A 15,022-nucleotide genomic window follows, 5' to 3' on the forward strand; every position below is an offset into this window, starting at 1 on the left:
ATACAAGAATCTATTGTCCTGTTATTGAAAATTTTAGATATAAAYGATTGCTTAAGTCCTTTTACTTCTGAATTCAAATTAGGATATTCATCATTGTTATAACTTGCTATGGTTGCATCGTACATACATGTTTTGTACAACATATATGGTACCATTCCAACGTCTTTAGTTAAATGGATATTTTCGCATCTTGGAAAGATCGTCAAAAATCTTTTCACTGTTGTTCTCCCCTTTTTAATCTCGCGAATACCGACCGCAAATACCTGCTTTCATCTAAATTGAATGCTAACATAGCCGTTATAAGCAAAATAAAAACTATTATTAAATGCAATATAATACTCAATATATGATTGGCAGATGAAGGGATTAATTTACTAAAGGCTGATAGAACTGCTGTAATTCCAATCAATAGGCCAAAATATTTGGCAAAAGAAATAAGCAGTGTTTTTCTTTGTATCGGCAATTTGTAAAACATAAAACCAGCTACCAAAAAATGCGATATTATTAGAGAATAGGCAAATGTATAGATTCCCCAAAAACGATATAAGGCTATATTCGTAATAATCATTAAGATCTGTGCGATGACACCGGAAAATGCATAAAGCTTACCCTTTGTTACCGAAATCAGCGCCATGCCACAAATTAAATATAAGAACACACAAATAGCACCTAATGAATAAACACCTGTTAGAGCCTCAATTTCGGTTAAAGCCTCTTGTGTCATTGCGCCATGAGCATACAGAAGTTCAACTATGGGGCGGGCGCAAACAGTCAGCATAGATACCAGGACACATAAAGCTATTAATCCTAATTGTAACATTTGTTTAAATTCTTTAACAAACTCATCATTTCGTGATTTTGAATAATTGGTTGATAAAACAGGGACTAAAACAGTTGTTAAAATACTGGTTAATACACCTAATGGTATTTCTGTAAACTTTTTAGCATAATCCAACACAGAAACCTGCCCCTGTCCCAAAACACTCGTTAATGACTTTTCTACCAAACCACTTATTTGACCAAAAAAGTAAGGCAAGAAAAATGGAAGCGAGAACATTATGAACGGCTTGGCCATTTGCCATAAATTACCTGTACGTAAACGAAAAAGAGGAATTTTAAGTGACTTTATTTGATAAATGAGCATTGCAGCTAAAACAAATAAACCTACATAAGCAGATATCACTAAGGAATATATTCCAAACGTCGGTACCAAAACCAACAGTAAAATTAAATTGATTACGGCAGATATAAACCCCGCAATTTCGGGTATATAAAAAGAATTATGAGCATTTAATATACTTGTCCAAATCTTAGTGATCTGCGTTAGTACAAAAATGGGGGCTACCAGCCTAATCATGTAAACGAGCATTTCAAAGTTTACTCCGGAGTACGCGGGAGCCACGGTTTTGGCTATTGGCGTAGGGAATAAAATAATTACAAAAACTATAACGAAACTTATAAACGTGGTGAGATTAAATAATGCTGAAGTTTTTCTTAGTGCTTCTTCCTCGCTTTCCGACTCTCTGATAAAGATATACTTTGCTCTGAATGTTTCATCAAGTGGTCCCCAAACTGCTAAATTCAGTACAGTGATATAGTTAAAAGCCAATATCCAGGTGTCTCGTGATACAGTTGCTCCAAAGTATTTCGCAGACAACACTAAGTTAAATATAGCTACGGAAGTCCTTATTAATCTTAATAAAAAGAGGACAGCGCTTGTTTTTGAAGATGACTGCATATCGTATTTATATGTTCGCTGTATTAGATGCAGTAAATTTCACGATAAGTTGAATGCTAATATGTGTATCTAAGGATTGATTTAACAATTGATGACTTATTTATTGGCGGAAACTGTTTTAAAAAAATAAAATTTCAGTAAAATCAGTGTTGTTGAAATTGCAAAAGCTAAAAAGAACCCAACAACCAAGGCTTTCAATTTTCCTATCTTAACTATTGATAATGGCAAAACAGGACTATCAATAATTTGAATAAGAGGGGTTTCATTGCGCAATTGTATTTTGGTAAGCTCTAAGTTTTTTAAAACTTCCGTATATATGGAAGAGCTTGTTTGGACGTCAATTTGCTTTCTTTGAGAGGGGACTCTTAAAACAGACACTAACGGATTGGCATTCGGCGAAGCATCCGCTGCATTAGCAACGCCATACATCGCCCTGTTTAATACATTTCGCACACTGTCAACTTGTTGTTGTAACACATTTACATTTTGTAATAATTTTTTGGTTTTGGTTTGAATATAAAAAGTATTTACATTAGATGCTATAGTGTTTGCAAAGTCTTTGGCAAGCAACTCATCCGTCAATGTAACACTTACCTCAATTATACTTAATTTCCGATCCGGCTTTGAAACTTTTAAATAGCTTTTATTGAATAAATTAACAATATCAGTGATTATGCTATCTTGCTGACGATTAAACGTTGAGGGATCGCCATTAAAATTTATATTGCTTAATCCATTTTTCTTGCTCCATTTCTCCCTCAGGTGATTTGCGGCGATAAATCGTTCTATTAAACTTTTCTGTGAACTGTTATTTTTACTCTTGCTTAATAATGTTTTTTCAATCATCAATCGAGACTTATACAGCTCTATTATGTTATCGTTTTGAAAAATATCGCCGCCCCCATTATTTAAATCTATTCCGKCAATTGAAKCTAAACTTGAATATTGTCCAAGTCCTGCTTTATTGTCATTCTCCAATACGAAATTAAGCTTTGCAACATAGTTTGTCGGGGCTAAGTATCCATAAACAAAACCGGTTAAGCCACCAACTAAACTGACAATAATTATTATAAAAAAATACTTTTTTAGTACCCCGGAAATTATTTTAAATGATGAAACGATATCACTTGTAAAAATTTCCCGCTCTGCATTAACAAAATCTACCTTTTGATCCATTTTTACTATTTATTCAAACTTAAAATCCCTAAAATGATAGCTCCTAATGATGCCAAACCTGTAGTAAACCCTAAAATTGATTGGGCTGTGTTGCCTTTACTTTCTGATTTTTTAGGAACATATATTTCACTACCTGGTTTAACTGAAGGATGATTATTGAAGAATAGGAATTTACGTGTACCTTTTACCGTTCCATTTGGATAAACTACATATGCACCGCGTCTGAGGGCATCAGGTCCGTAACCACCAGCGTTTGAAACGAAATCGTTAAACGATTTTGACCTATCAAATACCACGGCACTCGGATAAAGTACCTGACCATTAACACGAACAACCTGCTGCTGTTTTGGCACCCTTATAATATCGCCGTTTTCCAGAAGCAGGTCGGTTTTAGAGCCTGGTGATTTCAGGATTTTATCCAGCTCAATACCTACATAATTATTTCTTAACTGTGTGGTGTCTGAAGCATTATTTGTAGAGTCTTTGTAAGACCTTTTTAAACGGTTAATTCGGGCCGAACGTTCTGCATTAATCGATAATGTATCAGTTTTATTTTTGTCGATACCTAATATTGCAAAATTATCGCGTTTCAATGAACCACCCGCTGCGTCTGCTGAGGCAGTAAGTCCACCAGCTCTGGCAATCAGGTCAGATATCTTTTCGTTTTTACTTTTAATGGTGTAAGAACCAGGGTATAAAACCTCTCCTTCTACTTTTACCGTTTTTTGTTTTTCGTAGCCTGGCAAGCTGTATACAGAAACAATATCAAAAGGAGTAAGCACAAAATTAGCATCAGCCGGCTTCAGGTTCCCATCAATATTCACGCTAAAAACCTGCGATACCGAACTGTTTTTTGATGATGGGTCAGCATCAGTTACCCTCCGCGCCACTTCAATACGGTTTGTACTGGCGCCTTCCGCAAAGCCACCTGCTTTTAAGATCAGGTCTTCGACCTTCATGCTTTCGGAAAAGGCAAACTTCCCCGGTTTTCTTACATTCCCATTAATGGTAACCGTATACTTATCCCTTAAATCAAATATAGATGAGATGCTAACGATATCCTCACGTTGTAATGGAACGTTGACTGTTTTATTAATAACATCTTTAACATTAAAGCCGATTATTTCGGTACTATTGTCAGGCTTTAAACGGGTAACAGTACCTCGTTCGGTAAAAGCATCTTCTTTTAATCCTGAAGCTTTTTCGATTAACTGCAATAGTGTTAACCCGCTTTGTAGTTCATAATCCCCAGGGCGGAAAACAGCTCCTTTTATCACTACCCGGTTTTCAAACCTGTATATAATAGGCTCAATAGTGTATTTATCGCCTCTTAACGGAATGTAATTTTTATAGTCAGCTTCTAATACGTCGGTTATTTTACGCTGCTGATCACTTACCTGCGATACTTTGATCCTCGCGGTATACGCACTATCGGTAAAGCCGCCTGCATAAGTTAAAATGTTATCCAGACTTTCTCCTGGTAAAACTTCAAATAATGCGGGTATTTTGATTTCTCCAACAAGCTGTACCCGTGTTCGGTAAGTTGGTACACGTACAATATCTTGGTCTTGTAGGGTAATATTATTTCTCTGGTCGCCCTTTAACAGAAAATCATAAACATCCAGATGCCTGATAATCCTGTTGTTCCTGATGATCTCTATCTGCCTTAAACTACCATTATCGTTAGGACCGCCGGCTGTATACAACGCGTTAAAAACGGTAGCGAGTGAGGGCAGTGTATAGGTGCCCGGTTTAGCTACCTGCCCTATGATAATTACCTGGATACTGCGGATATTACCGAGTGTAACTTGCACACTTGTACCACGGCCAACAGCATAATTATTGGCTGCAAGTCTACTTTTAATTAAGGCAGTGGCTTGTTCAATAGTTTTACTACCAACATTTAAAATGCCAACCCCAGGGATGTTTATATTTCCTTCTGGTGATACTTCAAGTTTCCAATTTACTAATGAACTGCCATAAACGCTTATGTTAAGTTGGTCATTAGGCCCAACAATATAATTTAGTGGGGTAGCCAGTTTAAGGTTAGGTTCAAATGAACTGTTTTTATTTTTAAAAATATCAGCACCAAAAATTTTAGGTTTTAGGCTTTCAAATAAATCTTTGTTATTATAAACTGAATCGGCCGAATCTGGTTTATAATTGAGCTGCCTTCCCTGCTGGTTAAGCGTTGAATCGGCTTGCTTGTTGGACGATTCGTTGTTTTTATTTCTTAGCTTTTTTATGCGAAGATCTAACTTTTGAACTTGCGCAACCGGCATCCCCCGGCTTTGGGCTTGTTGCAGTAATTCAGTGTCGGTTAAATCTGCTTTTTGAGCTTGTTGCAACAGTTGAATCACCTGCTGGTCTGAAAGATCGTCGACATTAATGGAAGAAATGTTCTGTAAATTGGTTTGGGCAGTGATATTAGTAACCGCTCCTAAACTAAGCAAGGCAATTAATAATATAAGAAGGCGAAGTTTGTTCATATGTAAAAAATCATCAGAGCAAAAAAATAATACGCATAATAAATGCTATTATTTTCTGCAAAAGTAAACCAATTTCTCATTTTAGGGGGTAAAGTAATTTTTTTAATTCGTAGTATAAATGGCGCTTTTATCAAGATGCTAAAAATGAGGACTAAAATGGTTCATTAATTAAAAAAATAAGTGAAGTTAATCCTTGCATGTAAGTTAAAACTTGAGCCGCTTTTGTACTCATAATTCAGTGTGTAAACCGGTGTGGCCTYGGCCGAGATAAGGTAATTTTTAATTTTCAAATTGGTATAAAATGTACCTGCAAGATCCACCCAATGAAGGTTACTTATACGGGCATCAGTAAAAGCCTGGTAGTATAAATCATTGTTATGCAATTGCCTTTCAAGCATGAGACCATAAGAATTGTCATTTTTAAGGTAACTTATATCAAAAATAAAACTACTGCTTCCCGGGCCGATCCCTGCACCTATATATCTTCCGTAATTGGTATAACCATCTCTTGGGCTCAGTAAGTGTACATACCAGCTTGGTTCGTCTCGCAACAAATAAGTTGGCGCCCGTTGCAGCTGTGTAATTTCCGATTTAATTTGTATAAACCCTCCCCTGCTAAGTTCAAACAGTTTACGCCCCCCAAACGTATAGGCCGCCGAATGTTCGGGTTCTTCCAGAAAATCAGAAAGGCTTCCAGCGCGATCATTACGCGCCCATTCAAAGTAAATTTCGGCTTTATATAAGGGCAAAAGTTGCCTTATATTGAGTGCGTATGCAAAATCCTGCTGATCGCCATTTTGACCATTGTTGATGTTGTTAGCTTTAACAGAAGACCCTGTAATAACCGGAATTATTTTACGAATAATGTTTCTGTTATGATAAAGTGAATCCTTATCGAGATAGTCATAAGCCGAAGCTCCAAGGTATAAGCCCTTTAACCATTTTGGCTGCCAGTTGACACTGTATGCAGAAATATACCTCGAAACTTTAGGCTTGGGGCTATATAAGTTACTTCCATATATTAATTTGCTTACATCATCAGGAGCAAAACCTGATTGTTTCAGGTTGCCTCCTATGATCTGCCATTCAAATGAACCAATAAAAGTTTTTACCGGTTTGGTTGAATTAAATGTCCAATGAAAAAAACCTGGTGCCGAATTACTCATTATGATAGAATTTCTTATTCCCGGGCCCCACCATAAATTTTCTGTAGATACACCTGCTTCTATGTTTTTATAAGCCAAAGTAATTTTTGATTGTCCTGGATAAAGATGCTTTAATGATGATGTACCAAATCGTTCCGGGGCGTCAATGCTATTTATCTGGATAAAGTAAGCGCCCATAAGTGAAGGTGAATTATTATTGGCTTGAACATCGGCAAAAGTTGAAAAGCCTTTGTTTTGTGCGTAAACCAATTCGGGCTTTACTTGTACGGTCAAAATTCCGGCTTTTAACACAAAGCCGCCGCTAAGCATACTTTGATATCCAGCGTTTGGGTATAATGAAGAGTTATTGTAACCATAAGGGCGGCTTACATTGTACTCATTTAACCAATTAACTGGCAGGATGCGCAGGCCTGAAGGCACTCCCATGAAATTGAACTTTATATATTGATGGCTGGCAATCAGCGGCTGAAGGGTAGAATCAGCAATAGTTGAAGCCAAGGGCCTGATGATAAATGAAGATTTATTAGCCGTATCCCCCGCTACCTGTTCCCTGCGCAATAACTCTTCAGTGTAACTTCCAACAGGTACTGTTTGACTATAGCTTTTTAATGAAATAGAAAGACACAATAAAACGAAGATATATAAGGATCGGATAGTTATATTAATGCTCATCAAAAAAGAAAGGTTTAGGAAATTAATAAATCAACCAAATGTTAATAGTAAAATATCTTTCTGTAATATTAACAGAGACATAGTACTTGTATATAAATCCTAAATCAATGTTATATCTGTACAACTGATATTTCAGCAACAATTATCGGCTTTTTTTTTAAATTCCAAAACGTTTTTTAAAGTTTAATAAAGAAACTACAATTTGATTACTTATACGTTTGGTTCTATCAAAACATTACAGTGATCTTCCAATTGATGAAATTATTTATGCTATGTCCGATTGAAATATTAAAAAAGCAATAGAGACGACCTTTCTGGATTCACGGTGGTCACGATAGCTACAAAACAAAAAGAACCGATCAAATTTGATCGGTTCTTTTTGTTTTGTATCACATGGGATTACACTATAACACATTGGATATATTTCATTGATAGTCAATGCAATATAAAACTAACACTTGCTATTTTGTTGATATTCTTCATTTCTGATAGCCCAAGCAGTTTTATCTACCTCAAATTGAACCTCAAAAGTCTTTATCATTGCTAAATAATCGGATTTCGAAAATTCATATGGAGGTACATTGTCAAACCACTTCACCTCTGAACCAATACTTTCTGCTTGCCAATCTTTTGTAATATCCAAACCCATCCTGTTCCATTTCACAATGTCCTCAAGACATTCAACTTCGACAACTACGATAATGCAAGAAAAGTCCAAGTCATCCGGGCACATTAAAATCGGGCAAATACTTTTAGAATTTAACGCCGGTAAAATTCTATTCCAAACAATTTTACTTTCTGCATCAATTTCCATCGCAAAAAGCAAAGTAGGTATAGTACCCTTGTACATTTCTCCTGGGTATTTTAATTCTAACAACTCATCTAAAAATTCGCCATCAATTTTTAGATTCAAAAAGTCATAATACCCCACATAATMGCTTTTATCTATTTGGGTAGTTATTTCATTCATATTAAAACTATTTATGAATTAATATAAAACAAAAAAACCGATCACATGTGACCGGTTTCTGAGTGCGGAAGAAGGGACTCGAACCCCCACGCCGTGAAGCGCCAGATCCTAAGTCTGGTGCGGCTACCAATTACGCCACTTCCGCGTTTCTGATTTAACAGGCTGCAAAGATAGCGTTTAATATTATACTTAAAAACATAATTTTCATTTTTTTGCTATCATGCTCATTTAGTAGGAATTAATTTTCCACAGCCCACTTATTAGCTGTTCAAAGTATGCTGGTGCATACAAAAGCCGGCTGCCGTACCAGGAAAACATTTCACCATCTACCAAAATTATCCTCGCATTTGGTAAAAGCTCCTTAAACTCTTCTACATGTTTTTGAGTATAGGGATACGGCTCTGATGACAAAAAAACAAGATCCGGATTGGTATCTATCAAACCAACTGCATCAATCTCCGGGTAACGTTCTGATTCTATCGCATTGTTAAACCCGCATCTTTGCAGCATGCAATCGATAAAAGTATTCCTACCAGCAAGCATATAAGGTTTCCGCCATATGAGATAAGCAACCTTTAATGTAGTTAAGGGAGGTTTTATATCGTTAAAACGATTGTTTATTTCCTTGCAAAGAATGGTGGCCTGCTCCGACCGATCGGTAATATCACCAATGCATTTAATCATCTCCAAAGCCGAATGAAGATCAGAGATATCGCTGACCCAAACCGGGCAGATATCCATCAATTCTTCTACCAGGAAGCGGTCGTTTTCCTCTTTATTGGCGATAATCAAATCGGGGGCCAACAACCGGATCTTCTCAATATCAAGTTGCTTCGTCCCTCCTATTTTGGCTGTTGACTTAGGCTTATCTGCCGGATGCACACAAAATTTGGTAACGCCTATTACCTCTATATTTAGTCCGAGGTAATATAGCAATTCCGTTTGCGAAGGAACAATGGATATGATCCGTTTAGGTATTCCGGAAAGTTCAACCGTACGGTTCATCTGATCCCGGAATACAGGCATACTAAAACGCGTTTTTCTCGCCCCTAAACACGTTCCATACAGTAAGGAAGATGATTTTCATATCCAGCAGGAACGACCAGTTTTCAAGGTACCAAACGTCGGCCTCCACACGCTCAAGCATCGCCTGGGTGGTTTGGGTTTCCCCCCTCAAGCCTGATACCTGGGCCCAGCCTGTAATACCTGGTTTAAGAAAATGCCTAACCATGAATGTATCTATAAGCTGCGAATATTGCTGAGTATGGCTTATCATATGCGGCCTTGGGCCCACTATAGACATGTTGCCCAGTATCACATTGAAAAACTGAGGTAATTCGTCGATACTTGTTTTACGGATAAAAGCCCCTGATTTAGTTATGCGAGAATCGCCTCGTGTAGCTTGTTTTTTATCCGAATCATGATTAACCCGCATACTACGGAATTTGTAGCATTTAAACGGTTTATTATCCCTGCCCGAGCGTTCCTGTACAAAGAAGATTGGTCCTTTTGATTCGAGCTTTATTATGATAGCCAGAATTGGGAATAGCCAGCTAAAGATAAAAAGGATAACAAACACTGAAAAACAGATATCAAATAAACGCTTGATCGAACGGTTCAGCATATTCTCCAAAGGTTCGGGCCTAACCGAGATTACCGGGATATGGCCGAAACTTTGTATAAACGTTGGCTTTTTAGCGTAGTCATAATATTCGGGTATAAACTTAAACCTGATCAGGTTTTTGTCGGCATCGAGCATCAATTGCTCTATTTTTTCTGCTTCAGAATTTGGAAGTGTACAAAATATTTCATCAACTCTATTGTTAAGCACATAGCTTATACAATCATTGGTACCACCCAAATAAAGGCTTTTGTCAAGTACGCTATTCAATCCATCATCAAAAAAACCGACAAGATTATAGCCCCGTTCAGGATTTTGCTTAAAAAAACTATGCAAATCTGACCCTATGCGCCCTCCGCCGATAATAATAACCGTACGTGTATCAATAAGTGACGCGCGGTCGCTTTTACGAATGCTCAGGAATATTAACTTCCATAAGCCAAGCAGGAAACCGAATAACGCCAGCGAGTAAAAGAGGTACTCACGCGTTATGAAATATGCGTTAGTACCAATTAGTATAATGATAGTGAAACAAATAAAGCTTACAAACAGCAAATAAGTCTTGATTACGCCGCGATAAGTTTTAATTGAATCTTTATTAAGTACATGTTCATATAGCCCGGTAATATTTGCAGCTAACAGCCAAATGAGGTTAAAAACCAACACTATAGGCAGGTATTTTCTGTTATTAATCCAGAAGATGTATGACCGGTCTTCGATGAAGTAAGAAATTACCATGCTCATATTAAGTATAATATAATCAATGGTAAGGTTCACTGCTTTAATAAAAGTAGCGTATCTGTGAATCATGTATATGTGCTTATGTAGTATGCAACCCTGCTAAAATTACTATAATTATTTACAAATAACAATGTCATAATTAAATGGAGACACGGTTACAAATGTATTATTTCCGCAGCCACAAAATTAGGAATTATGAAATTTATTCAAAATGAAATCTCTGTTAACTGTGAAAAATAAATGAATTTTATGTGAAAAAATAATTGTAAAAACAACATTTACAACCGTCCGTTTACAACATCCTTGTTTAAAATACCTTTAATGTCATAAATTACCGATGATGAGGTGTGCTTTAAGCCATTGTAGTCGATATCATAAAACTCACGATGCGCCACAGCCATTACAATAGCGTCATAAGCGCCGCCTAATTCCTGGTAGTTCTTTAATGTAAAGATCCCATACTCTCTTTTTACCTCATCCGGATCTGCCCATGGATCATATATCTCACAGGTTGCATCAAAGCCGTCAAAACCTTTAATGATATCGATTACCCTTGTATTGCGAACATCCGGGCAATTTTCTTTAAAAGTAAACCCCAGCACAAGGATCCTTGAATTTTTAACCGCAATATCATTTTTAACCATCAATTTAATAACCTCAAGTGCAACGTAACTGCCCATGCCATCATTAAGCCTTCGCCCGGCCAATATAATTTCCGGATGGTAACCCATTTGCTGCGCTTTTGCTGCAAGGTAGTACGGATCAACCCCTGTACAATGCCCCCCTACGAGGCCAGGCTTAAAATTCAAAAAATTCCACTTGGTACCTGCCGCCGCCAATACCGCATGGGTATCTATATTCATTATATTGAATATTTTAGCAAGTTCATTTACAAAAGCTATATTGATATCGCGTTGTGAATTTTCTATTACTTTACATGCTTCAGCAACCTTAATAGCAGGGGCCTTATGCGTTCCCGCTTTTACTATCGATTGATACAGGCCGTCAATAAAATCGGCAGCTTCGGGTGTTGAGCCCGACGTTACTTTTAAAATATTAGTTAACGTATGAACCTTATCCCCCGGATTTATACGTTCCGGCGAGTATCCCGCAAAAAAATCGCTGTTATATTGTAACCCCGATTCTTCTTGCAATACCGGCACACACACCTCTTCTGTTACACCAGGATAAACTGTGGATTCATAAATAACCACATCTCCCCTATTCAATACGCTTGCAATTGATTTACTTGCCTTGATAAGCAAGCTCAAATCGGGGCGGTTATGCTGATCTGTCGGTGTGGGTACCGAAACAATGTAAACATTACACGAAGCAATTTCCGCTATTTGTGAGGTGAAAATAAGTCCTTTATCCCTGTCTTTTAAACTTAAAACAGTTAATAATTCATCGGTGCTGGTTTCAAGAGTACGGTCAAAAGCTTTGTTCAGCTCATCAACCCTGCTTTGTTTAATATCAAACCCTTTTACGGGATATTTTTTCGCAAATTCAACAGCAAGGGGTAGCCCAACATAGCCAAGACCTATTATAGCAATATGGATATTTGCAGGAGCCTGAAATTTATTAGTGATCGGACTTAATTGATCAGACATTTAATTAGTACGGTAGAATATGATAGACACCTGTAAAGTTAATCAAATATTACCAAATCCCGCACTCCTGGTTTAAAGAACAAGCAGTCCTGTCTGATCAAAACTGACTTTATGCTGTATAAATCTGATAAACACCTGTTATTGACCGGCTTTGTGCAGAACCAACAAGTAAGGTGGTTATTTTCTTTTCAAGCATTAATTGCTCAGCATAGCCCACAAATTCATTATCATCGATAATGACCGGGTTAACAGTCATGATTTCGGCTATGGTTAAGGTTGAGGTGTCCGGATGTTTAAGCAATGCCCGGCGAAGGTCGCCATCTGTTACAACTCCGCTTATCCGTGATGCATCACCTACCATAACCATACCTAACCTACCTTCAGACATCCGCAGCAACAGATCCATAAATGAAGCTTCTTCATTTATAAAAGGCAGCTTGTCGGTACGCATCAGATCTTTAACTTTTACAAGCAGTTTACGCCCAAGACTGCCCCCCGGGTGGAAGCGGGCAAAATCATGCTGCTGAAAATTTCGCGATTCCATTAGTGCTATGGCCAGGGCATCGCCCATAACCAGTGCCGCCGTAGTTGATGACGTAGGCGCCAGCTCAAGCGGGCAAGCCTCCCGTTCAATTTTTATGTTAAGATGATAGCTACAGTTTTTGGCAACGGTTGATGCGGGATTACCAGTTATGGCAATCATGATATTCTTATTCCATTTTAAATATGGAATGAGCTTTAGCACTTCATCAGTTTCACCCGAATAGGAAATCAGTAAAACAACGTCAGTAGAACTTACCATGCCCAAATCGCCGTGAAAAGCCTCACCCGGGTGCAAAAAGAAACTTGGTGTGCCTGTGCTGGACAGTGTAGCCGCGATCTTTTTGCCGATAAGTCCGGATTTGCCAATGCCAATAACAACCAGTTTACCTGTTGATTTAAGGATAACATCAACCACCTTTGGAAATTCGTCGTCAATTAAACCGGCCACATGTTGCAGCGATTCTATCTCAATATCAAAAACCCTTTTTGCTATATCTTTCATAGATCCCGACACTCGTACAAAAACTTACCCAACCAACGGCGCTAAAACTTTATCCAGATCATGAAGCTTAACCATGTTAGGGCCATCACTCAACGCGTTGTCAGGATCAGGATGTGTTTCTAAAAAGTAGCCGTCGGCTCCAAAAGCTTTTGCAGCAAGGGCCATCATGGGCACAAAAGTACGATCGCCACCTGTTTTGCCGCCAGCTCCGCCAGGGCGTTGAACCGAATGGGTACAATCCATACAAACCGGATGACCTAATGCCTTCATGTCATAAATATTCCTGAAATCGACAGCCAAATTATTATAGCCATACATATTACCGCGCTCGGTTAATATTACCTGGTTGTTGCCGGCTTCAATAACCTTTTGGGCGGGATAAAACATATCATGCCCCGAAAGAAACTGTGCCTTTTTTACATTAACAATTTTACCTGTCTGCGCAGCTGCAACCAACAGATCTGTTTGGCGGCATAAAAATGCCGGTATCTGCAATATATCTGCAACTTCGGCTACTATGGCAGCCTGAAATGGTTCATGAATATCTGTAGTAACAGGTAAGCCAAAACGTTCTTTAACTTTTAAAAGCATTTCCATGCCTTTTTCCAAACCGGGACCACGATACGAGTGGATTGACGTACGGTTGGCTTTATCAAATGACGATTTAAAGATCACCGGGACATTATATTTCTGCCCGGCTTCGGCCACTTTTTCGGCAACGGTATATAATAACTCCTGGTTTTCCATTACACATGGACCAAGAATAAAGAACGTTTTTTGGCTTATTTGTTCAAACAGCATATTGTTAGGGTCTATTATCAGCTACAAAGATGCTGATTTTTTTGAGAAGTAGACAGACCGGTCTGTCTACCCACTCTCCCACCTTTCACTACTGATAAAAATCTTAAGAAAAATTTGCGTAAGCAATTGCTTACATATAAATTTGTAAGCAATTACTTACATATCATGTTAATTAGATGAGAAGAGATGTTTTCCAAGCCATTGCCGATCCAACCCGCAGGGATATCATTAACCTGATAGCGTTTAAGCCGATGAACCTGAACGCCATAGCGGATAATTTTGATATAAGTCGCCCTGCTATATCACAGCATATTAAAATTTTGACCGAGTGTGGCCTTATAGCCATAAAAAAACAGGGGCGCGAACGATATTGTGAACCCCGGCTTAAACAGCTTAACGAAGTTGCGCAATGGGTGGAGCGTTACCGTAAAGTTTGGGAAGAAAAATTTGACGCTCTTGACAACCTGCTTGAAGAATTAAAAAATAACGATAACCAATAAAACCAACAATTATGACAAAGCAATTCTGGATCAACCTGCCTGTAAAAGATGTAAATGTATCAAAAGAGTTTTTCAGCAAACTCGGCTTTAGGTTTAATTCGCAATTTGGTAATGGGCCAAATTCTGCCGCGATGCAGGTTGGCGAAAAAGATGTTACTGTAATGCTTTTTGACGAAGCCACCTTTGAAGGTTTTGTAGAGAACTGCGGCCTCGCCGATACCGCCCAGGGCGTAGAGGTACTGCTATCTATCGATGCCGAAAGCAAGGAAGAAGTTGATGAACTGGCTCAAAAAGCTATTGAAGCCGGCGGTAAAAGCAACCATAAGTCCCGGGAAATGGATGGCTGGATGTACGGCTGCCTGTTTACCGATCCCGACGGTCATAGCTGGAATGTACTTTATATGGATATGAGAAAAATGCCAAGGGGATAGAAAATCATTTTGTCGCTAACGCCCCCTTATCTCGTCGTTTTTGCACGCTATTGCCCCCTCCT

At 38.2% G+C, this 15,022-nt stretch carries 12 protein-coding genes and 1 tRNA gene; 2 read left to right on the top strand and 11 right to left on the bottom strand.

The features are described from left to right. Nucleotides 1-214 precede the first annotated feature (214 nt). The 11 genes from murJ to kdsA all read right to left on the bottom strand — a co-directional run bounded on the left by murJ (nucleotide 215) and on the right by kdsA (nucleotide 14,029). Nucleotides 215-1,738 carry a murein biosynthesis integral membrane protein MurJ gene (gene murJ, locus AC1DUD_RS19145; protein ID WP_477377258.1) on the bottom strand — a complete coding sequence of 508 codons (1,524 nt, stop codon included), beginning with the start codon at nucleotides 1,736-1,738 and terminating at the stop codon, nucleotides 215-217. Between the two features lie 96 nt (nucleotides 1,739-1,834). Beyond that, nucleotides 1,835-2,914 (bottom strand): GumC domain-containing protein, encoded by a 1,080-nt coding sequence (locus AC1DUD_RS19150; RefSeq protein WP_477377260.1) that lies wholly within the window; start codon nucleotides 2,912-2,914, stop codon nucleotides 1,835-1,837. A gap of 5 nt (nucleotides 2,915-2,919) precedes the next feature. Further along, entirely contained in the window at nucleotides 2,920-5,403 is a 2,484-nt protein-coding gene (locus tag AC1DUD_RS19155; protein ID WP_477377261.1) for an SLBB domain-containing protein, read from the bottom strand. Nucleotides 5,404-5,567: 164 nt separating this feature from the next. Next, on the bottom strand, nucleotides 5,568-7,241 hold the full coding sequence (locus AC1DUD_RS19160) for a capsule assembly Wzi family protein (RefSeq protein ID WP_477377262.1): 1,674 nt from the start codon (nucleotides 7,239-7,241) through the stop codon (nucleotides 5,568-5,570). Nucleotides 7,242-7,692: 451 nt separating this feature from the next. Continuing rightward, nucleotides 7,693-8,211: a hypothetical protein gene (locus AC1DUD_RS19165; RefSeq protein ID WP_477377264.1), complete on the bottom strand. Its 519-nt coding sequence runs from the start codon at nucleotides 8,209-8,211 to the stop codon at nucleotides 7,693-7,695. A 63-nt stretch (nucleotides 8,212-8,274) separates the two neighbouring features. Beyond that, nucleotides 8,275-8,356 (bottom strand) — tRNA-Leu (locus AC1DUD_RS19170). An 83-nt stretch (nucleotides 8,357-8,439) separates the two neighbouring features. Next, entirely contained in the window at nucleotides 8,440-9,237 is a 798-nt protein-coding gene (locus AC1DUD_RS19175) for a helical backbone metal receptor (protein WP_477377266.1), read from the bottom strand. 1 nt (nucleotide 9,238) lies between these two features. Next, nucleotides 9,239-10,642, bottom strand: coding sequence for an undecaprenyl-phosphate glucose phosphotransferase (locus AC1DUD_RS19180; RefSeq protein ID WP_477377268.1), 1,404 nt, complete (start codon nucleotides 10,640-10,642; stop codon nucleotides 9,239-9,241). A gap of 209 nt (nucleotides 10,643-10,851) precedes the next feature. Beyond that, complete coding sequence (locus AC1DUD_RS19185) at nucleotides 10,852-12,183, bottom strand: nucleotide sugar dehydrogenase (protein ID WP_477377270.1); 1,332 nt, start codon at nucleotides 12,181-12,183, stop codon at nucleotides 10,852-10,854. A 109-nt stretch (nucleotides 12,184-12,292) separates the two neighbouring features. Next, on the bottom strand, nucleotides 12,293-13,228 hold the full coding sequence (locus tag AC1DUD_RS19190) for a KpsF/GutQ family sugar-phosphate isomerase (protein WP_477377273.1): 936 nt from the start codon (nucleotides 13,226-13,228) through the stop codon (nucleotides 12,293-12,295). 24 nt (nucleotides 13,229-13,252) lie between these two features. After that, nucleotides 13,253-14,029, bottom strand: coding sequence for a 3-deoxy-8-phosphooctulonate synthase (gene kdsA, locus AC1DUD_RS19195; RefSeq protein WP_477377275.1), 777 nt, complete (start codon nucleotides 14,027-14,029; stop codon nucleotides 13,253-13,255). A gap of 176 nt (nucleotides 14,030-14,205) precedes the next feature. On the opposite strand from kdsA, the gene AC1DUD_RS19200 reads away from it, so the two are divergent. Further along, nucleotides 14,206-14,529 (top strand): ArsR/SmtB family transcription factor, encoded by a 324-nt coding sequence (locus AC1DUD_RS19200; RefSeq protein ID WP_477377277.1) that lies wholly within the window; start codon nucleotides 14,206-14,208, stop codon nucleotides 14,527-14,529. An 11-nt stretch (nucleotides 14,530-14,540) separates the two neighbouring features. Further along, on the top strand, nucleotides 14,541-14,960 hold the full coding sequence (locus AC1DUD_RS19205) for a VOC family protein (protein ID WP_477377279.1): 420 nt from the start codon (nucleotides 14,541-14,543) through the stop codon (nucleotides 14,958-14,960). The last annotated feature ends 62 nt before the right edge of the window (nucleotides 14,961-15,022 follow it).

The sequence above is a fragment of the Mucilaginibacter sp. P4_A11 genome (genome assembly GCF_056402535.1).